Source organism: Acidovorax sp. GW821-FHT11A03, assembly GCF_058809075.1.
Window position 1 is genome coordinate 150,782 of sequence record NZ_JBXASG010000002.1, and the last position, 22,685, is coordinate 173,466.

18 protein-coding genes and 1 pseudogene are annotated in these 22,685 nt (G+C 68.0%); 12 read left to right on the forward strand and 7 right to left on the reverse strand.

Annotated elements, in window-relative coordinates:
• The first annotated feature begins 16 nt into the window (after positions 1 to 16).
• The 9 genes and pseudogenes from AC1RVY_RS04480 to AC1RVY_RS04520 all read left to right on the forward strand — a co-directional run.
• Positions 17 to 604, forward strand: a complete 588-nt coding sequence (locus AC1RVY_RS04480; RefSeq protein ID WP_492805509.1) for an NAD(P)H-dependent oxidoreductase — start codon at positions 17 to 19, stop codon at positions 602 to 604.
• A 13-nt stretch (positions 605 to 617) separates the two neighbouring features.
• Positions 618 to 1,949, forward strand: coding sequence for an amidohydrolase family protein (locus tag AC1RVY_RS04485; protein WP_492805511.1), 1,332 nt, complete (start codon positions 618 to 620; stop codon positions 1,947 to 1,949).
• The gene (locus AC1RVY_RS04490; RefSeq protein ID WP_492805513.1) at positions 1,946 to 2,410 is read left to right on the forward strand and encodes a RidA family protein; all 465 of its coding nucleotides are present in this window, start codon (positions 1,946 to 1,948) and stop codon (positions 2,408 to 2,410) included. The genes AC1RVY_RS04485 and AC1RVY_RS04490 overlap by 4 nt, the downstream gene beginning before the upstream one ends.
• 38 nt (positions 2,411 to 2,448) lie before the next feature.
• A complete protein-coding gene (locus AC1RVY_RS04495) occupies positions 2,449 to 3,312 on the forward strand; it encodes a creatininase family protein (RefSeq protein WP_492805515.1) in 864 nt (287 codons plus the stop codon).
• A gap of 77 nt (positions 3,313 to 3,389) precedes the next feature.
• Positions 3,390 to 4,388, forward strand: a complete 999-nt coding sequence (locus AC1RVY_RS04500) for an ABC transporter substrate-binding protein (RefSeq protein ID WP_492805962.1) — start codon at positions 3,390 to 3,392, stop codon at positions 4,386 to 4,388.
• A 75-nt stretch (positions 4,389 to 4,463) separates the two neighbouring features.
• Complete coding sequence (locus AC1RVY_RS04505) at positions 4,464 to 5,297, forward strand: ABC transporter ATP-binding protein (protein WP_492805517.1); 834 nt, start codon at positions 4,464 to 4,466, stop codon at positions 5,295 to 5,297.
• Complete coding sequence (locus AC1RVY_RS04510) at positions 5,294 to 6,187, forward strand: ABC transporter permease (protein ID WP_492805518.1); 894 nt, start codon at positions 5,294 to 5,296, stop codon at positions 6,185 to 6,187. The genes AC1RVY_RS04505 and AC1RVY_RS04510 overlap by 4 nt, the downstream gene beginning before the upstream one ends.
• A gap of 103 nt (positions 6,188 to 6,290) precedes the next feature.
• Positions 6,291 to 7,640, forward strand: coding sequence for an FAD-binding oxidoreductase (locus tag AC1RVY_RS04515; RefSeq protein WP_492254648.1), 1,350 nt, complete (start codon positions 6,291 to 6,293; stop codon positions 7,638 to 7,640).
• 68 nt (positions 7,641 to 7,708) lie between these two features.
• Positions 7,709 to 7,897 (forward strand): annotated as a pseudogene (locus tag AC1RVY_RS04520) (LysR family transcriptional regulator); the annotation flags it as partial.
• A 41-nt stretch (positions 7,898 to 7,938) separates the two neighbouring features.
• On the opposite strand, the gene AC1RVY_RS04525 reads toward AC1RVY_RS04520, so the two are convergent.
• Positions 7,939 to 11,199, reverse strand: coding sequence for an IPTL-CTERM sorting domain-containing protein (locus tag AC1RVY_RS04525; RefSeq protein WP_492805520.1), 3,261 nt, complete (start codon positions 11,197 to 11,199; stop codon positions 7,939 to 7,941).
• An 848-nt stretch (positions 11,200 to 12,047) separates the two neighbouring features.
• Between AC1RVY_RS04525 and AC1RVY_RS04530 the strand changes: the two genes are divergently transcribed.
• Together AC1RVY_RS04530 and groL are read left to right on the forward strand one after the other, a co-directional pair.
• Positions 12,048 to 12,338 carry a co-chaperone GroES gene (locus tag AC1RVY_RS04530; RefSeq protein ID WP_005799501.1) on the forward strand — a complete coding sequence of 97 codons (291 nt, stop codon included), beginning with the start codon at positions 12,048 to 12,050 and terminating at the stop codon, positions 12,336 to 12,338.
• 97 nt (positions 12,339 to 12,435) lie between these two features.
• On the forward strand, positions 12,436 to 14,088 hold the full coding sequence (gene groL / locus AC1RVY_RS04535; protein ID WP_010462232.1) for a chaperonin GroEL: 1,653 nt from the start codon (positions 12,436 to 12,438) through the stop codon (positions 14,086 to 14,088).
• Positions 14,089 to 14,371: 283 nt separating this feature from the next.
• Here groL and AC1RVY_RS04540 read toward each other — a convergent pair whose 3' ends face one another.
• The 4 genes from AC1RVY_RS04540 to edd all read right to left on the reverse strand — a co-directional run bounded on the left by AC1RVY_RS04540 (position 14,372) and on the right by edd (position 19,885).
• Entirely contained in the window at positions 14,372 to 16,471 is a 2,100-nt protein-coding gene (locus AC1RVY_RS04540; protein ID WP_492805523.1) for a TonB-dependent siderophore receptor, read from the reverse strand.
• A gap of 322 nt (positions 16,472 to 16,793) precedes the next feature.
• A complete protein-coding gene (locus AC1RVY_RS04545) occupies positions 16,794 to 17,093 on the reverse strand; it encodes a DUF805 domain-containing protein (protein ID WP_218293348.1) in 300 nt (99 codons plus the stop codon).
• A 219-nt stretch (positions 17,094 to 17,312) separates the two neighbouring features.
• Positions 17,313 to 17,942, reverse strand: coding sequence for a bifunctional 4-hydroxy-2-oxoglutarate aldolase/2-dehydro-3-deoxy-phosphogluconate aldolase (eda, locus tag AC1RVY_RS04550; protein ID WP_492805525.1), 630 nt, complete (start codon positions 17,940 to 17,942; stop codon positions 17,313 to 17,315).
• A gap of 173 nt (positions 17,943 to 18,115) precedes the next feature.
• Positions 18,116 to 19,885 (reverse strand): phosphogluconate dehydratase, encoded by a 1,770-nt coding sequence (gene edd, locus AC1RVY_RS04555; protein WP_218293346.1) that lies wholly within the window; start codon positions 19,883 to 19,885, stop codon positions 18,116 to 18,118.
• Between the two features lie 99 nt (positions 19,886 to 19,984).
• Between edd and AC1RVY_RS04560 the strand changes: the two genes are divergently transcribed.
• A complete protein-coding gene (locus tag AC1RVY_RS04560; protein ID WP_218293345.1) occupies positions 19,985 to 20,890 on the forward strand; it encodes an SMP-30/gluconolactonase/LRE family protein in 906 nt (301 codons plus the stop codon).
• A gap of 87 nt (positions 20,891 to 20,977) precedes the next feature.
• Here AC1RVY_RS04560 and AC1RVY_RS04565 read toward each other — a convergent pair whose 3' ends face one another.
• Positions 20,978 to 21,328 carry a hypothetical protein gene (locus tag AC1RVY_RS04565; protein WP_492805527.1) on the reverse strand — a complete coding sequence of 117 codons (351 nt, stop codon included), beginning with the start codon at positions 21,326 to 21,328 and terminating at the stop codon, positions 20,978 to 20,980.
• Positions 21,329 to 21,434: 106 nt separating this feature from the next.
• On the reverse strand, positions 21,435 to 22,664 hold the full coding sequence (locus AC1RVY_RS04570; RefSeq protein WP_492805529.1) for an AGE family epimerase/isomerase: 1,230 nt from the start codon (positions 22,662 to 22,664) through the stop codon (positions 21,435 to 21,437).
• Positions 22,665 to 22,685: the final 21 nt, after the last annotated feature.

Sequence of the window (22,685 nt, forward strand, 5' to 3'; positions counted from 1 at the left end):
AAAAGGAGCCCCCGCCATGCGCATCCTCGTGATCTATTGCCACCCGGTGGAGACCAGCTACAACGCGGCTCTGCACGACGAGGTGGTGCGCAACCTGCGTGCGGCCGGCCACGCGGTGGACGACTGCGACCTGTATGCCGAGGACTTCAACCCCGTGCTCAGCCGCGAGGAGCGCCTGGGCTACCACGAGGTGCCGAGCAACCGCCTGCCGGTGCAGGGCTATGTGGACCGGCTGCTGTGGGCCGAGGCGTTGGTGTTCTGCTTTCCCACCTGGTGCTTCGGCATGCCGGCCATGCTCAAGGGCTTTTTCGACCGGGTGCTGATGCCCGGCGTGGCCTTCGACATCAGCGACCCGCACCACGTCAAGCCCTCGCTCACGCACATCCAGCGCATCTCGGCCGTGGTGACCTATGGCCGCCCGCGCTGGACGGCACTGCTCATGGGCGACCCGCCGCGCAAGTCCGTCACGCGCTACATGCGCCTGCTCACGGGCGGCAAGGCGCGGGTGGACTACCACGCCTACTACCACATGAACGTGGCCACGCCGCCGCGGCTCGAGGCCTTCAAGGCCCGCGTGGGCCAGGCCATGGCGCGCTTTGCCTAAGGGGATTTTTTCCATGCACGCATCCAACGCCCCCGACCACCTGCTGCGCGCGCGGCTGCCGCGCTGGCTGCTGCCGCGCCAGTGGCCCACCCAGGGCAGCCAGCCCGCGCTGGCCGACGTGCACCTGGTGCAGGGCCGCATCGAGTCGATCGCCCCCCACAGCCCCGTGCAGCCCACGCCGGCCGGCGCCACCTGGGATCTGGCCGGCGCCCTGGTGCTGCCCGGCCTGGTGGATGCACACACTCACCTGGACAAGGCCTTCACCCTGCCGCGCATGGGCACCGTCAAGCCCGGCCTGCTGGGCGCCATCGAGGCCATGATGGTCGACCGCCAGGGCTGGACCGAGGCCGACATCCGCCCCCGCGCCAGCCGCGCCCTGCAATGGGCGTACGAGGCGGGCACGGTGCACCTGCGCACCCACTGTGATTGGTGGGAGCCCGATGCACCACCGCTCGCCTGGAACGTGCTGCGCGCGCTGGCGCAGGAATGGGCGGGCCGCATCGCGCTCGAACGCGTAGCCCTGATCCCCCTGCACCTGTACACCGAGCGCGCCACCGCCATGCGGCTGGCCGCCACCGTGGCCGACAGCGGCCCGGGCGCGCTGCTGGGCGGCTTCGTGCATTCCACCAACTGGGATGCACAGGCCCTGCGCCACCTGTTCGAGGCTGCGCAGCACCATGGCCTGAACGTGGACCTGCATGTGGACGAGGAACTGCACCCCGGCGCGCTGGGCCTGGCCACCACAGCCGCGCTGCTCCAGGAATTGCGCTTCGGGGGCCATGTGGTCTGCGGCCACACCTGCGCACTGGCCGCGCAGGACGAGGCCACCGCCCTGGCCACGCTGGACGCGGTGGCGCAAAGCCCGATCACGCTGGTCACGCTGCCCATCACCAACCTGCTGCTGCAGGACGCGGTGACCGGCCGCACACCGCGCCAACGCGGCATCACCCTCGTCAAGGAGGCGCGTGCGCGCGGCATCCCGGTGCTGGTGGCCAGCGACAACGTGCAGGACCCGTTCTGCCCCGTGGGCAGCTTCGACCCGCTGGAGGCCCTGGCCACCGGCGTGCTGGCCGCGCAGCTCGATGCGCCGTTCGACCGCTGGTCCGAGGCGCTGTGCCGCAGCGACTGGCTGCGCCGCGGGCCCGATGCCCTGCCCCTGCAGCCCGGCATGCCCGCCGACCTGATCGTCTTCCAACAGGCCGATGGCTGGGGCTTTCCGTCGCGCACGCAGCAGCGCGTGGTGCTGCGCCAGGGCTGCGTCGCCGGTGGCCATGCCAGCGCGGCGTGGCATGTGGCGGGTACAACGCCGTCCCCTTCCCCCATCCCTGCACGGAGCATTGCATGACCGCACCCACCACCCCGGGCATTGCCCAGCCCCTGGCCCGCTATGCCGCCTGGCGGCGCGCGGGCGACCTGGTGTTCCTTTCCGGGATCATCGCCGTGGACCCTGCGGCCAGCCGCATCGTGCGCGGCTATGCCGACATCCCCGACGAGGCGGCCACGCTGATCGGCCGCACGGGCGAGTTCAGCAGCGACATCAAGGAGGGGCCCATCCTGGCGCAGAGCTGGTATGTGCTCGACCGCACCCGCCAGACCATCGAGGCCGCGGGCGGCCAGATGTCCGACGTGTTCAAGCTGGTGCAGTACTTCAAGCACCTGGACCACTTCCCCCAGTACAGCCGCGTGCGCAAGCTGTTCTTCCCGGGCGAGCCGCCGGCCTCCACCGTGGTGGAGGTCACCGGCATGCTGCCCACCGCCGACATCCTCATCGAGGTGGAAGCCACGGCTTATCTGCCGCTGCGCTGACCTCCCGCACATCCCTCCATCCACGAAAGACCCGCCCCATGCTGCACGGCTACACCCCGCCCCACCGCTACCTGCCCTACCTGAGCTGGACCGAGATCGCCGACCTGCCGGACAAGGAGAACACCGTGATCGTGCTGCCCACGGGCGCCACTGAACAGCACGGCCCACACCTGCCCTGCGCGGTGGACACGGTGATCAGCGCGGGCGTGGTCGGCCATGCTATGGCGCGCCTGCCGGCCGAGGTGCCGGCCTTTGCCATGGCGCCCATCACCTACGGCAAGTCGGAGGAGCACCTGCACTTTCCGGGCACCGTCACGCTCAGCGGAGAGACGCTGCTGGCCACCATGAACGAGGTGGGCGAGTCGGTCTACCGCGCGGGCTTTCGCAAGCTGCTGTTCGTCAACGGCCACGGCGGCCAGCCCCAGGTGATGGAGATGTGCGCACGCGAGCTGCGCCTGCGCCATGGCGACTTCATCGTGGTGCCCAGCTTCACCTGGCGCGTGCCGCACGTGGCAGGCAAGTACCTGTCGGAGCAGGAGAAGAAGCTGGCCATGCACGCCGGCCATGCCGAGACGGCGCTGATGCTGGCCCTGGCGCCCGACACCGTGCACATGGAGCGCGCGGTGGTGAACTACCCGCCCGTGTTCGGCTCGCCCCTTCTGTCGCCCGACGGCCGACCCGCCTGCGCCTGGAGCGCACGCGACTTCGGGCCCAGCGGCATCATCGGCGACCCGCTGCCCGCCACGGCCGAGCAGGGCCACGCCATCCTCGACTCGCTGGCCGTGAGCTGGGCCGCCGCCATCACCGAGCTGCACCAGCTGCGCTGGGCCCCGCGCGCCGAAGCCACCTGGGGCCGCGCCAACCACACGGGCCATGTGGAGCACTCCACCGCCCTGGCTTGAAACCTGCGAACGCAGCCGCATCCACACCCCCGTTTTCGTCCCTGTTCCCCTCCACCACCTACCGGAGCACTGCCATGATGAAGAAGACCGCCTCCCGCCTTTCCAAACTTGGTGCAGCTGCGCTGCTCGCTGTGGGTGCCGCCGGCACCCTGCAGGCCCACGCGCAGGAAAAGTTCACCTACATGACCAACTGGTACGCGCAGGCCGAGCACGGCGGCTTCTACCAGGCGGTGGCCACGGGCCTGTACAAGAAGCACGGACTGGACGTGACCATCAAGATGGGGGGCCCGCAGGTCAACATCGTGCAGATGATGGCGGCCGGCCAGGCCGAGTGCGTGATGGGATCGAGCGACCTGCAGATGATCCAGATGCGCGAGGGCGGCGTGCCCGTGACCACGGTGGCGGCCGTCTTCCAGAAAGACCCGCAGGTGCTCATCGCGCACGACGACGTGAAGAAGTTCGAGGACCTCAAGGGCAAGACCATCCTCATCGCCTCGTCGGCCCAGCGCGGCTACTGGCCCTGGCTGAAGGCCAAGTACGGCTTCAACGATGCACAGACGCGGCCCTACACCTTCAACATCCAGCCCTTCGTGGCCGACAAGAACACTGCCCAGCAGGGCTACCTGACGTCGGAGCCCTTCGCCATTGCCAAGGCCGGCGTGAAGGCCAACACCCTGATGTTCAGCGACCAGGGCTACCCCGCCTATGCCACCACGGTGAGTTGCATGGACAAGACCGTCAAGGAGCGCGGCACCGCCGTCGCCTCCTTCGTGAAGGCCACCATGGAAGGCTGGAAGAGCTACCTGGCCGACCCGGCCCCGGCCAATGCCCTGATCAAGAAGGACAACCCGAACATGACCGATGAGCAGCTGGCCTACAGCGTGGCCAAGCTCAAGGAGATGGGCATGGTGACGGGTGGCGATGCGGCCAGCATGGGCATCGGCGTGATGACCGATGCGCGCGCCAAGGCGAGCTACGACTTCCTGGTGGAGGCCAAGCTGATCGACCCGGCCAAGGTGAAGCTGGCCGATACGTACAGCACCGCTTTCGTCAAGGACCTCAAGGTTCTTCCGTAAGCCCACCCTGCCCTGAAACAGCGGCCCCGACCCCGCGCGCAGCGGGGCGGGCCGCATCCATCGAAAGGCGACCCCATGCAGTCCGCTGAGCCCACCCCCGCCGCCCCGGCGGCGACCCACCGCCCCACGCCCGCCGTGCAGGTGCTGTCGGCCGAGAAGACCTACCCCAACGGCACGCAGGCCTTGCTGCCGGTGGACCTGACCATCGAGGAAGGCGAGTTCGTCACCCTGCTCGGCCCCTCGGGCTGCGGCAAGAGTACGCTGCTGAAGATGGTGGCCGGCCTGCTGGAGCCCACCGATGGCCGGCTGCAGCTGTGGCACAAGCCGGTGGCCCAGCTGGAGGAAAGCGGCAAGAAGATGGCCTTTGTCTTCCAGTCGCCCACGCTCATGCCCTGGGCCAGCGTGCAGACCAATGTGCGCCTGCCGCTGGACCTGGCCGGCGTCCCGCGCCCCGAGGCCGATGGCCGCGTGGCCGAGGCCCTGGCCCTGGTGGGTTTGTCGAAGTTCGCCAACGCGTTGCCGCGCGCCCTGTCGGGCGGGATGCAGATGCGCGTGTCCATCGCGCGCGGCCTGGTGACCCAGCCCGACCTGCTGCTGATGGACGAGCCCTTTGGCGCGCTGGACGAGATCACGCGCCACAAGCTCGACGCCGACCTGCTGGACCTGTGGCGCAAGAAGAAGCTCACGGTGATCTTCGTGACCCACTCGATCCACGAGGCGGTGTTCCTGTCGAGCCGCGTGGTGATGATGGCCGCGCGCCCCGGCCGCGTGGTGGAGGAGTTCCGCATCGACGCGCCCTACCCCCGAACGGCGGACTTCATGGTCTCGCCCGAATTCAGCCGCTACGCCAAGCAGTTGCAGGACAGCCTGCTGCGCGCCAGCGCTGACACCGAGGAGACCGCAGCATGAGCACCCCTTACCCTACTGCACCTGCAGCGCCCGCACCTGCAGAGCGCAGCGCGCAACCCGCCCGAGCCAAGGCGCTCAGGCCCGTCGCAGCGCGCGTTCCCCTCATGGCCCAACCGCGCGTGCAGCGCGTGGTCTACCCGCTGCTCGTGGGCCTGGTGCTCATCGCACTGTGGCAGGGCCTGGTCACGGCCATGGAGCTGCCGCCTTACCTGGTGCCCTCGCCCCTGCTCATGCTCAAAACGCTGTTGACCGACTGGGCGGCCCTGGGCGGCTCGCTCTGGGTCACCGTCAAGATCACCGTGCTGGCGTTTGCCGTGGCCACGGTGGCGGGGGTGCTGATCTCGTTCCTGTTCGTGCAGAGCAAGCGTATCGAGACGGCCCTCTTCCCGTACGCCGTGCTGCTGCAGGTCACGCCCATCGTGGCGGTGGCGCCGCTCATCATCATCTGGGTGAAGGACCCGACGGCGTCGATGGTGATCTGCGCCGCGCTGGTGGCGCTGTTCCCCATCATCAGCAACACCACGCTGGGCCTGCGCAGCGTGGAGCCGGACCTGCAGAGCTATTTCCAGCTCAACCGCGCCACGCGCATGCAGACCCTGCTGCGCCTGCGCATACCGAGCGCGCTGCCCTATTTCTTTGGCGGCCTGCGCATCTCCAGCGGGCTGGCCCTGATCGGCGCCGTGGTGGCCGAGTTCGTGGCCGGCACCGGTGGCCAGGGCGCCGGGCTGGCGTACCAGATCCTGCAAGCGGGCTTTCAGCTCAACATACCGCGCATGTTCGCCGCGCTGCTGCTGATCTCGCTGACCGGCGTGGCGCTGTTCGCGCTGATGGCCTGGGGCACCCGCTTGGCCCTGGGCAGCTGGCACGCCAGCGAAAACTCGCACGACTGACCCTACCCCCCGACCGAACCGCATTCATTTTTTGACACCGCGCACGCGTGGTGGGGCCGCGCATTGCCCGCCACCACCCGCCGCACAGACAGGAGAGACACATATGACCACCGTAACCGCCCCCCAACTGCCCGAACAACTGCCCGGCCTGGACTGGATTGCTGACCCGCTGCGCGTGGGCCGCCTGTCGCAGGACTTCGCCTGGTTCAGCCCCGTGCTCAAGCGCGATCTGGCCGGCAAGCGCGGCGACGTGGCCGTGCGCCCGCGCACCGAGGATGAGATCCACCAGGTGGTGGCGGCCTGTGCGCGCGCGCAGATCCCCCTGACCGTGCGCGGCAGCGGCACCGGCAACTACGGGCAGAGCACGCCGCTGCATGGCGGGGTGATCCTGGACCTGTCGGGCTACAACGGCTTTGGCTGGGTGCGCGGCGCCGTGGGCCGGGCGCAGGCGGGCATCCGCCTGTCGGACTTCGACGCGCAGGCCAAGCCCCTGGGGCAGGAGCTGCGCTGGCTGCCCTCCACCTACCGCAGCGCCACCTTGGGCGGGCTGTTCGGCGGCGGCTTCGGCGGCGCCGGGTCGATCAACCACGGGCCGCTGGCCGCGCCGGGCAACGTGCTGGCGGTGCGCGCCATGACGGTGGAACCCGAGCCCCAGGTCATCGAGCTGCGCGGCCCCGAGGCCATGCTGCTGCACCACACCTACGGCACCAACGGCATCGTGCTGGAGCTGGAGGTGGCGCTGACCCCCGCCGTGGCATGGACGGAGTGCATCGTCACCTTCACCGACTTCGACGCCGCGCTGGAATTCGCCGACCGCTTTGGCGCCGCACCGGGGCTGGAGAAAAAGGAGGTGTGCTTTCTGGCCGCGCCCATCCCGGCCTACTTCACCAGCCTGGCCGAGCACCTGCCCGCGGGCTGCCACGCAGTGATGCTGCTGGTGGCCCCGCACTCCGAAGACGGCATGCGCGACATGGCCACCCGGTACGGCGGCAGCGTCAGCTACCGCAAGACCGCCGACGAGGTGGAAAAGAGCCACAAGACCCTGCTCGAGTACACCTGGAACCACACCACCCTGCATGCGCTGAAGGTGGACAAGACGCTCACCTACATCCAGAGCGGCTTCAACCCCGCCACCCGGCTGGAGCAGGTGAAGGCGCTGGAAAAGGCCCTGGGCGGCGAGGTGATGATGCACCTGGAGTTCCTGCGCACCAAGGAAGGCGCCTTCAACTGCAGCGGGCTGCAGCTCATCCGCTACAGCACCGAAGAGCGCCTGAACCAGATCATGCAGATCTACCGCGACCACGGCGTGCAGATCAACAACCCGCATGTGTATATCGTGGAAGACGGCAAGCAGAACAACCTGGATCCTGCCGTGGTGGGCACGAAGCGCCGCTTCGACCCGCAGGGCTTGCTCAACCCCGGCAAGCTGCGCAGTTGGTCCTCCCTGCAGTGACGGGGGTTTTCTGCCATCGCCATGGCGCCTTCCGATGGCCAGGGCGAAGCAAACGTAGGAACCGGCGCATGGGCGTGATGCCGGCCCCCGTGTCGGTGGGCGCGCACCTGCAAAAGACCCATGGACTGGTGCAGGTGGGCACCAGCCCCGACGCGCAGGAGCAGTTCCACCTGATCTACAGCGCGCGCAGGGTGATGCACCCGCTGCTCACGCGCCTGCTGGAGGCCGAAAAAAGCGGAATGCTATTGAATCAATAGCTGTTTGCGCTTATTGGAAAAGCGCTGGAGGCCAGTTTCATTCAAACCCCCAGGCGCCGCCGCCCACGCCAGCCCAGGACGCCCAGCAGCGCCGACAGCAGCAGCACGCCCCACTCCGACAGCGTGGGGATGGCCTGCGCACCCACTACGGGTGGCGCGGCAAACAGCAGCATCGCGTGCGGGTCGGTGATCGCGCCCGGCGTGGTGGTGTCGCCGTCGCCCACGCCATTGTCCGTCACGGTGAAGGTCAGCCGGTTACCCGCCACGCTACCGTGAGGGAACCACGTGGACGCCGGGGCGCCCACGCTGGCGGGGCCGAACTTGTGGGGCTGCAGGCCCGCCAGGCTGCCTGCGGGGTAGTCCATCTGCACCGCCAGCGTGGCGCCCGCGCAGCCCGTGGCGGCAAAGCGCAGCACGCCCAGCGGGGCCGTGGCGTTGGCGGGCAGGTTGTCGCCTGCGGTGGCAGCGCTCAACGTGAGGCTGCTCACCACGCAGCCCGCCGGGCCGCCGCTGATGCCCACCACCACCTGCTGCCCCATGCCGCCGCCGGGCAGCGGCAGGCTGACCGGGCTCACGGTGTGCGTGATGCCCGCCAGGGCGCCCATGTTGTTGGCGTCGCCGCCGTAGCTGGCGGTGATGGCCTGCGTGCCCATGGGCAGGGTGTTCACGGCGCAGACGGCCGCGCCGCCGACGAGGGGCGCGGCCGCGCACAGCGGCACGCCGCCTGCGCTGAACGCCACCGTGCCCGTGGGGCTGTCCGCCCCGGACAGCGTGGCGGTGAAGGTGACACTGGCACCTACGGGGCTGGGGTTGGCGCTGGCGGCCAGGGCCAGCGCGGGCGTGGCATGGGTGCTTGTCGGCAACGCGTCGGACACCATGCCGTTGACGAACACGCGCAGCGCGTAGCGGCCACGCGGCAACACGCCCGGCGCGGCCACGTCCACCGTGGTGGCCGACGATGCCGTGGGCGTGAGCCAGCGCGTGGCGCCGTTGTCCAGCCGCCGCAGCTGCACCAGCGGCAGCGGCGTGGGCGATGCGCCCGTGCCACCGCCGCTGGCCTCGCTGTCGCCGTGCAGGCGCAAGCCGCCCAGGGTGAAGGCGGTACCGTCCACCAGGCGGGCCGGGCCGCTGGCAAGCTGGGGCACGCGGGCCGCTGGCACGGTGCCTCCAGCGGGGTCATAGCGTTCGGCACTGGCCAAATTGCCACCGGAACCAATGCCGCCCGCGGCCAGCACGTGGCCCGAAGGCAACAGCACGCTGGCGTGCTGCGCACGGCCCGTGATCAGCGGTGGCGTGCTGGCCCAGGTGTTGGCAGCGGGGTCGTACAGCTGGCTGCCGCTCCGTGCCCCGCTGAGGTAGCCCCCAACCAACAGCACCTGGCCGCCGGGCAGGAGCATGGCCGTTGGATCGCTGCCGCCGGTACCTGAGGCCAGCGTGCCCGCGGGCGACCAGGTGCCGGTCGCCGGGTCGTACAGCTCGGCGGTCAGCTCGGCGGTGGGGCTGTTGAAGGGGCCGGTGGCGCCGCCCGCCACCAGCACCTTGCCCGAGGGCAGCAGGGTCGCGGTGTGGTCGCTGCGCGGGATGGCCAGCGCGCCCGTGGCGGTCCAGGTGTCTGATTGGGGGTCGTAGATCTCCGCGAGGGCGGTGCGGCCACCGTTGGTGAACCCGCCCGCCACCAGCACGCGCCCATCGGGCAGCATCACGCTGCTGCCAAAGTAGTGCCGGACCGAGAGCATCGGCGCGCGCAATGCCCAGGTGTCGGTCGCGGGGTCGTAGAGCTCCACGGTGTTGCTGGACGGGCCTGTCCCGTTGGCCCCGCCGACCACCAGTACCTTGCCCGACGCCAGCAGCGCGGCGCCCCCGCCTCTGTGTGCGGCGTTCATGGGGCCGGTGGCCGTCCAGGTGTTGGTGTTCTCGTCGTAGCGCTCGGCGCTGGCACCTGTGCCGCTGGCCACCAGCAACTGGCCGGACGCCAGCAAGGTCAGGGTGGGCATTTCGCGGCTGGTGAGGTGGTTGGCGGCAGGGCTCCAGCTGTTGCCCACGGGGTCATACAGCCGTGCGGAGGTCGACAAACTGGTAATCGCCAACACCTTGCCTGACGGCAGCAGCGAGGCCCGCGTGACGCTGCCCCCCATGCCCATGCTGCCCGCCGCGCTCCACGCGCCGCTGGCGGGGGTGTAGACCTCCGTGCTGGCCAGAAGCGGGCCGGCGCCGGCGCCAGCCACGGCGAGCACCGTGCCATCGGGCAGCACCGTGGCCGTGTGGTGGAGGCGCGGGCTGGCCAGCGCGGGGGCCGCAGTCCAGCTGTTGGTGCCGGGGTTGAACAACTCGGCGCTGCCGAGCAGCCCATGGATCAAGTTGGAGCCTGCCGCGACCAGCACCGTGCCGTCGGGCAGCAGGCTGGCCGTGTGGCTGAAGCGCCCCGTGGTCAGCGGGCTGACGGCGGTCCAGGTGCCGGCACCGGGGTCGTACAGCTCGGCCTGGGCCAGGGCCAGGGCCAGGCTGTCGGCTCCGCCCACCACAAGGACCTGGCCGCTGGGCAGCAAGGTGGCCGTGTGGTCATAGCGCGCGGTGGCCAGCGTATTGCCGACGGTGGTCCAGATGCCCAGGGCGGGGTCGTAGAGTTCGGCGCTATTCAAAGCGGCGCTGCCATTGGCCGTGCCCCCTGCGACGAGCACCTTGCCATCGGGCAGCAAGGTGGCCGTATGTTCAAAACGCGGCTGGGCCAGGGCGCCGGTGTCGGACCAGGCGCCCAAGCCGCCGTTCGCGGCGGGGTCGAAGAGCTCCGCCGGGCTGGTGGCTGGGCCGGGGGGCCATCCCCCCGCCACGAGTACCTTGCCATTGGCCAACAGCGTGGCGGTGGCTTCGCGGCGGGCATGGCCCAGGGCGCCAGCGGCGGCCCAGGTGCCAGTGGCGGGGTCATACAGCTCGGCACTGGCCAGGACAGCGCCATCCATGCCCCCCGCCACCAGCACCTTGCCGCTGGGCAGCAACGTGGCGGTGTGGCCTTGGCGCGCCGCAGCCATGGCGCCCGTGGCCGCCCAGGCGCCGGTGGCAGGGTCGTACAGTTCGGCGCTGGCGGTGCGCGCGTTGCCTGCCACTTGCCCACCGGCCACCAGCACCTTGCCATTGGGCAGCACGGTGGTGCTGTGGTCGCTGCGCGCGGCAGCCAGGCTGGCACCGCTGGCCCAGCCCACAGCCTGCGCCTGCGCGGCGCCCGCCTGGAGCAGCAGCCAGCCCCCCAGCAGCCAGGCCAGACACAAGGCGGCACGGTGGCGCGCGGACAGCAGGTTTCTTGGCATGTTTTGACCTCCGGCGCTTATCCATTCAGCGCAAGCAGCTATTGTTTTGATAGTTCTTCAGCCATGCGCCTGCGCACAGGCGAGTGGTGCGCGCGATGCTGCCATCGCGCCGGGCCGTTGTCTGTCCTCAGAACTGATGACATCACACAGCTCGCCACAATATGGGCGCGGCGCCCCGTCATGTGCACGATCGCAGTCGTCACGAACCCGGGGGGGCAGTCAACGAGGTGGAAGCCACGGGAAGGCAACCAAGGAAAAGACAGAGGACAACCTTCGGTTCACGACGGCGCATGGTTCCTCTGGGTCGACACGCGCCGGTCACACACCAAACCGGTCACTCGCACCGGTATCCCCGTCGGCAACGATCGAACGCCCGGTCTCGGCGGAGCAGTGGCCGTCGGTGCGGCTGCCCGTCGATTGACCGCTCAATACGAAGCCGTCGCTCAGGTTGTCGACGCGAATGACTTGGTACAGCCTGTAGCTGACCTTGAAATACGACCGCAGTGGTCAATGGCAAAGTGCGTTATTGCTCACTTCCAGTTCAAGCCTCTGTGGCTGGTGCTCAGCTAAATGGCGTTCATGCGAGGTGCTCCTCAGGTTCACGGTCGCGGGTGCCGAAATCTAAAGTTGAATGGCGGAACAACGAAAGTAGAGTGGCGTTCCGCAACATCCGCAGTAACAGACAGCCGAAATGTGCGCGGCGTCTTGAAACCGCCACAAATGCCCGTATCATTAGCACTCACCACAGACGAGTGCTAACACCGCACCGCCTGCCGGAAATTTCGCAGCGCCTGGTCCCCCGGGTGCTGGTAAGTCAGCTTTTTTTCACTGAAAACAGGAGCAATGCAATGAACCTTCGCCCTCTGCACGATCGCGTGATCGTCAAGCGTATCGAAAGCGAAACCACGACCGCCTCCGGCATCGTGATCCCTGACAACGCCGCTGAAAAGCCCGATCAAGGTGAAGTGCTGGCCGTTGGCCCCGGCAAGAAGAACGACAAGGGCGAACTGATCGCCCTGAACGTGAAGGTCGGCGACCGCGTTCTGTTCGGCAAGTACTCGGGCCAGACCGTCAAGGTCAAGGGCGACGAACTGCTGGTCATGAAGGAAGACGACCTGTTCGCAGTCGTCGAGAAGTAATCCTTTCTCCTTCGGTTTACTCACTTTTTCATAGCTGCTAGCGCTTTACCAATAAGCGCTAGAAGCATTTTTGATTCAAATCTTGTAGGAGCCAAACATGGCAGCAAAAGACGTAGTTTTCGGCGGCGAAGCCCGCGCACGCATGGTTGAAGGCGTGAACATCCTGGCCAATGCGGTCAAGGTGACCCTGGGCCCCAAGGGCCGCAATGTGGTGCTGGAGCGCTCGTTCGGCGCCCCTACCGTGACCAAGGACGGTGTGTCCGTGGCCAAGGAAATCGAACTCAAGGACAAGCTGCAGAACATGGGCGCCCAGCTCGTGAAGGAAGTGGCCTCCAAGACCAGCGACAACGCTGGTGACGGCACCACCACCGCCACCGTGCTGGCACAAGCCATCGTGCGCGAAGGCTTCAAGTACGTGGCCGCCGGCATCAACCCGATGGACCTCAAGCGCGGTATCGACAAGGCCGTGACGGCCCTGGTCGCCGAGCTGAAGAAGGCTTCCAAGCCCACGACCACCTCCAAGGAAATCGCCCAGGTGGGCTCGATCTCCGCCAACTCCGACGAAACCATCGGCAAGCTGATCGCTGACGCCATGGACAAGGTCGGCAAGGAAGGCGTGATCACCGTGGAAGACGGCAAGTCCCTCGACTCCGAACTGGACGTCGTGGAAGGCATGCAATTCGACCGCGGCTACCTGTCGCCCTACTTCATCAACAACCCAGAAAAGCAATCCGCGATTCTGGACAACCCCTTCGTGCTGCTGTTCGACAAGAAGATCAGCAACATCCGCGACCTGCTGCCCACGCTGGAGCAAGTGGCCAAGGCCGGCCGTCCGCTGCTGATCATTGCCGAAGAAGTCGAAGGCGAAGCCCTGGCTACGCTGGTGGTCAACACCATCCGCGGCATCCTGAAGGTCGTGGCCGTCAAGGCTCCAGGCTTTGGCGACCGTCGCAAGGCCATGCTGGAAGACATCGCCATCCTGACGGGCGGCAAGGTCATCGCTGAAGAAGTGGGCCTGACCCTCGAGAAGGTGACCCTGGCCGACCTGGGCCAGGCCAAGCGCATCGAAGTGGGCAAGGAAAACACCATCATCATCGACGGCGCCGGTGCTGCGGGTGACATCGAAGCCCGCGTCAAGCAAGTGCGCGTGCAGATCGAGGAAGCCACGTCCGACTACGACCGCGAAAAGCTGCAAGAACGCGTGGCCAAGCTGGCTGGCGGCGTGGCCGTGATCAAGGTCGGCGCTGCCACCGAAGTCGAAATGAAGGAAAAGAAGGCCCGCGTGGAAGACGCGCTGCACGCAACGCGCGCAGCTGTGGAAGAAGGCGTTGTGGCCGGTGGTGGCGTGGCCCTGCTGCGTGCCAAGCAAGCCGTGGGTGACTCGATCAAGGGTGACAACGCTGACCAGGAAGCCGGTATCAAGCTGGTGCTCAAGGCGATCGAAGCGCCCCTGCGCGAAATCGTGAACAACGCCGGCGGCGAAGCCTCGGTGGTGGTGAACGCTGTGTTGGCCGGCAAGGGCAACTACGGCTTCAACGCATCGAACGACACGTACGGCGACATGCTCGAGCTGGGCATCCTGGACCCCACGAAGGTCACCCGCACGGCCCTGCAGAACGCTGCCTCCGTGGCATCGCTGCTGCTGACGACCGAAGCCATGGTTGCAGAAGCACCCAAGGACGAGGCCGGTGCCGGCGGCGGCATGCCCGACATGGGCGGCATGGGTGGCATGGGCGGCATGGGCATGTAATTGCCCGGCCGCTCCGGGTGGAACCCAGGTTCTGCCCGGTAGCCCACAAAAAACCCCGCAGGTCGCAAGACCTGCGGGGTTTTTTACTTGGAACACGTGAAGCACGTCGTGGCGCGGGCCGCTCTTTCGACATTTGTATCGCGATTCACTGCACCGCGCCAACCCAGAGCAAAGGGCCCGGCCTTCGCATGGGCACTGTCCCGTGCCAGTGCCACCGTGCAAGGGCCGCCCCGCCGCATGGGCGGCGTCCCCCTCGGGAAAGACGCGAAGCGGCTCAGGGGGGTTAAAACCTATACGTCGCGCTCAGCACCACGTTGCGGCGCGTGGCCCACCAGCAGTCACCGCGCGACAGGCAGGTGCTCATGTACTTCTTGTCGGCGAGGTTGCTGATGTTGAGGGCATAGCGCCAGTCCTGGGTGTCGTAGGCCAGCAGCGCATCGACCACCCCGGCGGACGGAACCTCGGGGCCGGTGCCGTCGCGGAACGACGACAGCCAGCGGTAGCCCGCGCCCGCCGAGAAGCCGCGCACACCGCCGATGGAGAAGCGGTACACGCCCCACACGGCGGCCTGGTGGCGGGGAAGCCCTTCCAGCAGGGGATCGACGTCCGTGTAGTTGTAATGGGCCGTCAGGTCGAAGGCCGTGGCCACGCGGGCCTTGTACTCCAGCTCCAGGCCCTTGTTGCGGGTCTGGCCCACCTGCAGCGAGTTGTCGGGGTTGGTCGGGTCGGCCACCTTCTGGTTCTTTTCCTTGAGGTCGTACACCGCCGCCGTGAATTGCGTGGAGCTGCCCGCGGGCGCGTACTTCACCCCCACCTCGATCTGCTCGCCCTGCAGCGGCTTGAAGCGCTGGCCATAGGCGTTGGTGCCGCTCACGGGGCTGAAGGACTCTGCGTAGCTGATGTAGGGCGTCCAGCCTCCGGCCAGCTGGTACATCACGCCCAGGCGCTTGGTGGTGTCGCTCGTGCGGTCATCCGGCTGGCCCGCCAGGCCGTTCACGGCGCGGTCGTGGCGCAGGCCGGCGATGAAGATCCACGGGCCCCACTTCATCTGGTCCTGCACATACAGGCCGCTTTGGCGCTGCACGTTCTCGGGTTTCGCGATAAGCGTCGGATTCAGGACGTTGCCGTACACCGGCGCATAGGCGTCGATGGGCGTGTTGTAGGCATCGTCCGCCTCGTTCTTGTTCTCGGTCTGCCGGTTCCAGTCCACGCCCAGCAGCAGCTGGTGGCTCAGCGCGCCGGTGGTGAGGTTGCCCTGCAGGTGGGTGTCGACCGCGGCCATGCGCGTGCGCGTGACGTTCTTGCCGTAGATGCGGCCCGTCAGGCGCTGGTTCACGGGGTCCCAGCCGAACCCGCCGGGGACCGTGAAGAAATCGGCGTAGTGGTAGCCACCGCGGTTCTCGTTGCGCGCCAGGCGCAGGTTCTGGCGCACCGTCCAGGCATCGTTGAAACGGTGCTCGAACAGGTAGCCGATGGATTCGCGGTCGCTGTCGTAGTAGTCGCCGGGCTCGCCGATGAAGCGGTTGATGGGCAGCATGCCATTGGGGTTGGGCAGCAGCGTGCCCGACCAGGGCAGGAACTGCGCCGTGCTGCCCGTGCGGTCCTGCTGCCAATGGGCCTGCAGGGTGAGCGACGTGGCGGCATTGGGCCGCCAGGCAAGCGAGGGCGCGATCAGGCGCCGGTCGTTCTGCACGTAATCGGTCTGCGTGTCCGCATCGCGCGCCACGGCCACCAGGCGGTACGACCATTCGCCGTCCTGGGTGAGCGGGCCGGTCAGGTCGGCCTGCAGCTGCTTGCGGTTCCAGCTGCCGATCTGCACGCCCACCTCGCGCTGCGCCTCCTGCAGGGGGCGCTTGCTCACCATGTTGACCACGCCGGCCACCGTGCCTGCGCCGAACAGCATGCCCGAAGGGCCGCGCAGCACCTCGAGGCGCTCCAGCGTGTAGGGCTCGGCGGGGGTGCTGCTGGTGTACCAGTTGTAGTTCTGGCGCAGCCCGTCGAGGTAGGTGTCTGGCGAGCTGCCGCGCACGCGCACGCTGTCGGAACGGCTGTCGAGGCCGTAGGCGTCGCTGCGCACGCCCGCCGCGTACAGCAGCGCCTCCTGGAAGGTGGTGGCCCCCTGGTCCACCAGCTGGTCGCGGGTGACCACGGTGACGGACTGCGGGGTTTCCGACAGCGGCGTGTCGGTCTTGGTGGCGGTGGCTGCATTGCGCGCGCGGTAGCCCACCACCGGGCCGGTAGCCGTCTCCTTCTCCGCGCTGGCGTCGACGCGCACCTCGGACAGCGTGGCCGCCGCGCCCTGTGCCGCCGCCCAGGTGGGGGCCAAACCGAAGGCCAGCGCGATGCCCATGCAGACCGCCGTCTGCCGATGTTGGATTGCCATGATTTTTCAGAATGGAAGTAAGAATGATTACCATTTTAAAAATCAAAGCAGCCTCCTGGACGGATCCGGCGCGGGATGTCGTACAACGACAACATCCCTGGCCCCCGATTTTTTCCTGAATTCATCAAATTTAATAGCGGCTTGCGCTTGTATATCAAGCGCCAGGGCCACTTTTATTCACGATCCGGGCGGCGGACTCCCTCCAGAAAAACCAGGGCGATGCCCATGTGCCCACAAGCGCGGCCCCAACAAAAAAGCCCGCCGGCCGTAAGGCAAGCGGGCTTCGCGGGTTGCAGGCCAGGCGGGCCTGCCTGGGGCGGGATCAGCCCTCGCTGGGCTGCACCCACCAGTAGATCAGCACCAGCACACCGATGCCGGTCAGGGTCAGCAACTGCCACCAGCCCGAGCGGCCGATGTCATGCAGGCGGCGCGCGCCCACGGCCAGCCCGGGCAGCACCAGCGCGAGGGAGACGATGCCGGAGATCACGTCGCCCAGGAAGCTGGCGACCACCATCACCGCGACCTGGAACAGAAAGAACCACCAGAACTCGGAGCGCACGGCGCGACCCGAGAAACCCGCGTACTGCGTCAGGCAGCTTTTGACAGCCGAAACAAAATCCATACAGAACTCCCTCTCTTTGAAACGTGAAGCCGTTGTGGCAGGGCCAAGCCCCGCGCCATGATAGGGGCGCACAGGGCATCCAGTCCACACGTCCCACCACCCCATCGGCGGCCCCACGCCCGGCAGCCGGGCCACAGGGCAAATTTTGCTTCTTTTTTTATAGCTTGCAGCGCTTGCCGGATAAGCGCTGACGGCCTATTTGAGCATGAATCCTGGTGCTCACGCGGCCTTGCGCAACGCATGCGTGTCGCGCGCCAGCTGGGTGATGCGCGCCCAGTCGCCCGCACGCACGGCGTCGGCGGGCGTCAGCCACGAGCCGCCCACGCAGCGGACGTTGGGCAGCGCCAGGTAGTTGGACGCGGTGGCCTGGGTGATGCCCCCCGTGGGGCAGAAGCTCACCTGGCCGAACGGGCTGGCCCAGGACTTGAGCAGCGGGATGCCGCCCGCGGCCTCCGCCGGGAACAGCTTGAGGAACGAAAACCCGTCCGCCAAGGCCGCCATGATCTCGCTGGACGTGGCCACGCCCGGCAGCAGTGGCAGGTTGAGCCCCTTGCAGGCGCTGCCCACCTCGGACGTGTAGCCAGGGCTCACGGCAAAACGCGCCCCGGCCTCGCTGGCGCGCCGCGCATCGTCGGCGTTGAGCACCGTGCCCACGCCCACCACCGCTTCGGGCAACTGGCGCGCGATGGCGGCGATGGCGGGCAGGCCGGCGGCGGTGCGCAGCGTCACCTCCAGCACCTTCACGCCACCGGCCAGCAAGGCCTCGGCCAGAGGCAGCGCGTCTTCCACGCGGTCGATCACGATGACGGGAATGACCGGGCCATGGATGGCGATGTCGAGAGGATTCATGGGTTTGTGCTCCTTGGTGTGTTCGGTGTCGGATGCCGCAAGCGGCCTACAAAACTAGCGCGGCGCGATGCCAGTGCACCCGTGGAACGGGCTTTGCCAGGCCACCGGGTGCGTCCCCCTCCCGCGCAGGGAGGGAGGAGGAAGCCGCGCAGCGACTCAGGGGGTGCATCCTGCTACAGCCATGTGCAGGCGCCTTGTTCCGCACCGCCCGCGTGGCGGCGGAAGTTGGTGAAGAGTTCGCGGCCGAAGCCGGTGGCGGGGGGCGCGGTGTAGGGCGCCAGGGGGCGGGCGGCCCAGGTGGCCTCATCGACCAGCACATCCAGCGTGCCGGCCACGGCATCCACCCGCACGATGTCGCCGTCCAGCACCTTGGCCAGCGGGCCGCCGGCCAGCGCCTCGGGCGTGACGTGGATGGCGGCGGGCACCTTGCCCGACGCGCCGCTCATGCGGCCGTCCGTCACCAGCGCCACCTTGAAGCCCTGGTTCTGCAGCACCGCCAGCGGCGGGGTGAGCTTGTGCAGCTCGGGCATGCCGTTGGCCTGCGGGCCCTGAAAGCGCACCACGGCCACCATGTCCTGCTGCACCTCGCCCGCGCTGAACGCGGCCAGCAAGGCCTCCTGCGAATCGAACACGCGCGCGGGCGCCTCGATGACGTGGCGGTCTTCGGGCACGGCCGAGACCTTGATCACCGCGCGGCCCAGGCGCCCCTGCAGCAGGCGCAGGCCGCCCGTGGGGGAAAACGGATGGGACACCGGGCGCAGCACGGTCTCGTCGCCCGACACCGCCGGTGCGCCCTGCCCGCCCGCGGCGATGCCGCCCGCGTTCACACTGCCCACGCCCGGGTGCATGAAGCCCCCTTGCAGCAGTTCGCGCAGGATCCATGCGGGCCCGCCCGCGGCCTGGAACTGGTTCACGTCGGCATCGCCATTGGGGTACACGCGGGCCAGCAGCGGCACGGCGGACGACAGCTCGTCAAAGTCCGACCAGTCGATCAGGATGCCCGCGCTGCGCGCAATGGCCACCCAGTGGATCAGGTGGTTGGTGGAGCCCCCCGTGGCCAGCAAGGCCGCCATGGCATTGACGATGCAGCGCTCGTCCACCATCCGCCCGATGGGCGTGAAGCGCTGGCCGCGCTTGCCGATGTCGAGCACGGTGCGCACGGCCTGGCGCGTGAAGGCTTCGCGCTCCTCGGTGCCGGGCGGTGCAAAGGCCGCGCCGGGCACGTGCAGGCCCATGGCCTCGAGCAGCATCTGGTTGCTGTTGGCCGTGCCGTAGAAAGTGCAGGTGCCAGGGCTGTGGTACGCGGCGGACTCGGCCTTGAGCAGTTCGTCGCGCCCCACCAGCCCTTGCGCGTACTGCTCGCGCACCTTGGACTTGTCCTTGTTCGACAGCCCCGTGCCCATGGGGCCCGCGGGCACGAACACGCAGGGCAGATGCCCGTAGTGCAGCGCGCCGATGAGCAAGCCGGGCACGATCTTGTCGCACACGCCCAGCAGCAGCACGCCGTCGAACACATCGTGGGACAGCGCTACCGCAGTGGCCATGGCAATGGCGTCCCGGGAGAACAGGGACAACTCCATGCCGGGCGTGCCCTGCGTCACGCCATCGCACATGGCGGGCACGCCGCCCGCCACCTGCGCGGTGGCGCCGTGGCGCGCGGCCTCGTCACGCAGGATGGCGGGGTAACTCTGGTACGGCTGGTGGGCCGACAGCATGTCGTTGTAGGCCGTGACGACGCCGATGTTGGGCGCCTTCTCCACGGTGACCTTGAATTTTTCGGCGCCGGGCAGGGCCGCGTAGGCATGGGCCAGGTTGGCGCAGCCCATGCGGTCTTGCGCGGGCTTGCGGGCGATCATGGCCTCGACGCCGGCCAGATAGGCGGCGCGGGTGTCCTTGCTGCGCTCGATGATGCGGGCCGTCACGCGCGCTACGACTGAATGCATGGGATGCTCCATCGGTGGGTTGGGCCTGGGCACCTGTTCCGGGGCAGGCCACTGTTTGAGGCCCTAGAATGTAACTCGATAACCATCCCATTTCAACCCATGACCTTGCAGTGCCTGCCCCTTGCACCCTCCGAACTGGGCGAATCGCCGTTCTGGCACCCCGAGGAAAAATGCCTCTATTGGTGTGACATACAGGGACTGGCGGTGCACGCCTGGACCCCGGGGGACGGCCGCCACCGGCAATGGAAGACCCCCAGCGAACCCGGCTGCTGCGCGCCCGCCGCCGACAAAAAAATAGTAATCGGGTTACGGGACGGCTTTTACCTGCTGGACACCACCACCGGCGCGTTCACCCTGCTGGCCCTGCTGCCCCCCGACCGACACGACACCCGCGTGCTGCGCCTGAACGATGGTCGCTGCGATGCGGCGGGCCGGTTCTGGGCGGGGTCGGTCATCAGCCCGCGCACGGCCCCCGACGCCGCGCTCTGGCGCCTGGAGGTGGCCGAGGGTGGTTACCGCGTGCACTACATGGCGGGCGACAACTTCACCGCCAACGGCCTCGCGTTCAGCCCCGACAACCGGTATCTGTACTGGTCCAACACCCCGGAGCACCGCATCGACCGGTTCGACTTCGATGTGGCGACGGGCGCCATCGCCAACCGACAGCCCTGGGTGCAGTTCGGCCGCAAGGTGGAAGGCCAGCCCTACGGCGGCCGGCCGGATGGCGCGGCGGTGGATGTGGAGGGCAACTACTGGGTGGCGATGTACGAGGGGGCGTGTGTGCTGCAGCTGTCTCCAGCGGGGCAAGTGCTGCAGCGCATTGAAGTGCCAGTGCAGTGCCCGACCATGGTGTGTTTTGGAGGGGCGGATTTGCGGACGCTGTACATCACGTCGGCGCGGGCGGGAAGGCCGGTGGAGGAACAGGAGGCGGCGATTCCTGCGGGGTCGCTCTTGAGCGTACGGGTCACGGTAACCGGTCTTCCGGTGAACCGCTTCAAGGCCTGAACCGGGCAGGCAAAGGCGCGCGGGGCGGGGCCTCGCGGCACATTGCCCATTCAAAGTTGAGCGCAGTAGACGTCGCGGCGGCTGAACTTACCGGGTGAGCACCGGGCGGGGGCCAGCGCGACTTTTCAATCCTTGCTCCCAGTCCGTCCGCCGCGTCCGCATCAGGATCAGCACACCCAGAACCGTTCCGATGGGGAATGCAAAAAGCAGCAGGATTCCGAGAGTTCGCGATAAATTCCGACCCCACAAATGGCCGGAGCGGACACCACGCAATGCGGCGCAATGAAGCACGAAAGGCGTGCCGAAGATGCCCGCAAGAATCAACACTCCGCTTCCACTCGCGTTGTCATCGGCCAAGTAAATGATGCAAAGCAGCGCCGCGCCGATGCCGTAGAAGATTGACAGCCCGAAGTGGATTCGGGCGAGCGACCTGTTCATGAACTGCTCCTTTTGGCGGGATCGTTCCTGTGCACCATAACCGACCCGCCATGCATGCGCCGCCGCAGCCGCGTGCGGTGCCAGCCGAGGCGACGAAGCCCACGGCTCAATCACCCGTTTTCATCGCCCCCAGCACGTCATAACACGCCCCCATGTTGTGATAGTCCACCTTCCCCGCGTTGCTCTTCTCGCGCGTGTGATTGCGGTTGGCGCCGTCGAGGACGCGAAACCACGCGCCGTGTTCGTGGTCCACGAAGTGCTCCCAGCAATACGCCCAGATTCGGTCGTACCAGTCCCAATAGCGCTCGTCGCCCGTGCGCACAGCCAGCACCGCCGCAGCCGCCATGCTCTCGGCCTGCACCCAGTGGTATTTGCCGTCGTCGCAGATGCTGCCGTCGGGCGCCATGCCGTAGACGATGCCGCCGTGCACGGCATCCCAGCCCTTCTCCAGCGCTGTGTCGAAGAGGAAGCGCGCGCAAGGCAGATGCCAGTCCGCCGGCGCCAGGGCGTCCAGTTGCAGCAGCAGCTTGGCCCATTCGGTCTGGTGGCCGATCTGGTAGCCCCAGGGGCGGAAGATGTTGCTGCGGTCGTGGCGGTTGTAGTCCCAGTCCACCGACCAGTCGGCGTGGTAGTGCTCCCACACCCAACCCTCGGCAGCAGGGGCCGAGGTGCGGTCCGACAACGCGGCCTGGCGCTGGCAGATGCCCTGCGCGAGCTGTTCGGCGCGCTGGATATAGCGCTGCTCGCCGGTGGCGCGAAAAGCCGAGATCATGGCCTCACAGGCGTGCATGTTGGCGTTCTGGCCCCGGTAGTCCGCCAGCACCCAGTCGGGCGACGCCTCATCGGCGTACAAGCCCTGCGCGGGCTGCCAGAAGTGCTGCCCGGCGGTGTCGAAGGCATCGGCCAGCCAGCCGCGTGCCTCGGGCACTCCGGCCTCCAATGCCCGTGCATAGGCCAGCATCACGAACGCCATGCCGTAGCAATGCCGCGTGCCATCCAGCACCGTGGCACGGCCGCCCTGCCAGTCGATGAGCCAGGCGTAGCCGCCGGTGGCGGGGTCGAGGAACGCAGTGCGCAGAAACTGCAGCGCGTGCACCATGCCGCTCTGGTAGCGCGCCTCGCCCGTGGTGCGGTAGAGCATGGCATGGGTGACCACAAAACGCGTGGCGCTGACCAGGTGGCGGGTGCGCGCGTCGTACACCGTGCCGTCGTCCAGGAAGAAGTGGTACATGCCGCCGCTCGCGTCGGTGGCCACGGGCTCGTAGAACGCCATGGTCTGGCGGATGTGCGCGCGCAGGAAGTCGGCGGACCGGAAATCCGGCCGGGGTGCGGTCATGGTGTCTCCTCGAAAAATCGC

Coding starts and splice junctions, on each gene's coding strand:
- AC1RVY_RS04565 (WP_492805527.1), bottom strand. CDS start 21,328: ATGAACAGGTCGCTCGCCCGAATCCACTTCGGGCTGTCAATCTTCTAC.
- eda (WP_492805525.1), bottom strand. CDS start 17,942: ATGAATCCTCTCGACATCGCCATCCATGGCCCGGTCATTCCCGTCATC.
- AC1RVY_RS04485 (WP_492805511.1), top strand. CDS start 618: ATGCACGCATCCAACGCCCCCGACCACCTGCTGCGCGCGCGGCTGCCG.
- AC1RVY_RS04570 (WP_492805529.1), bottom strand. CDS start 22,664: ATGACCGCACCCCGGCCGGATTTCCGGTCCGCCGACTTCCTGCGCGCG.
- AC1RVY_RS04495 (WP_492805515.1), top strand. CDS start 2,449: ATGCTGCACGGCTACACCCCGCCCCACCGCTACCTGCCCTACCTGAGC.
- AC1RVY_RS04545 (WP_218293348.1), bottom strand. CDS start 17,093: ATGGATTTTGTTTCGGCTGTCAAAAGCTGCCTGACGCAGTACGCGGGT.
- AC1RVY_RS04505 (WP_492805517.1), top strand. CDS start 4,464: ATGCAGTCCGCTGAGCCCACCCCCGCCGCCCCGGCGGCGACCCACCGC.
- groL (WP_010462232.1), top strand. CDS start 12,436: ATGGCAGCAAAAGACGTAGTTTTCGGCGGCGAAGCCCGCGCACGCATG.
- AC1RVY_RS04540 (WP_492805523.1), bottom strand. CDS start 16,471: ATGGCAATCCAACATCGGCAGACGGCGGTCTGCATGGGCATCGCGCTG.
- edd (WP_218293346.1), bottom strand. CDS start 19,885: ATGCATTCAGTCGTAGCGCGCGTGACGGCCCGCATCATCGAGCGCAGC.
- AC1RVY_RS04560 (WP_218293345.1), top strand. CDS start 19,985: ATGACCTTGCAGTGCCTGCCCCTTGCACCCTCCGAACTGGGCGAATCG.
- AC1RVY_RS04530 (WP_005799501.1), top strand. CDS start 12,048: ATGAACCTTCGCCCTCTGCACGATCGCGTGATCGTCAAGCGTATCGAA.
- AC1RVY_RS04515 (WP_492254648.1), top strand. CDS start 6,291: ATGACCACCGTAACCGCCCCCCAACTGCCCGAACAACTGCCCGGCCTG.
- AC1RVY_RS04510 (WP_492805518.1), top strand. CDS start 5,294: ATGAGCACCCCTTACCCTACTGCACCTGCAGCGCCCGCACCTGCAGAG.
- AC1RVY_RS04490 (WP_492805513.1), top strand. CDS start 1,946: ATGACCGCACCCACCACCCCGGGCATTGCCCAGCCCCTGGCCCGCTAT.
- AC1RVY_RS04525 (WP_492805520.1), bottom strand. CDS start 11,199: ATGCCAAGAAACCTGCTGTCCGCGCGCCACCGTGCCGCCTTGTGTCTG.
- AC1RVY_RS04500 (WP_492805962.1), top strand. CDS start 3,390: ATGAAGAAGACCGCCTCCCGCCTTTCCAAACTTGGTGCAGCTGCGCTG.
- AC1RVY_RS04480 (WP_492805509.1), top strand. CDS start 17: ATGCGCATCCTCGTGATCTATTGCCACCCGGTGGAGACCAGCTACAAC.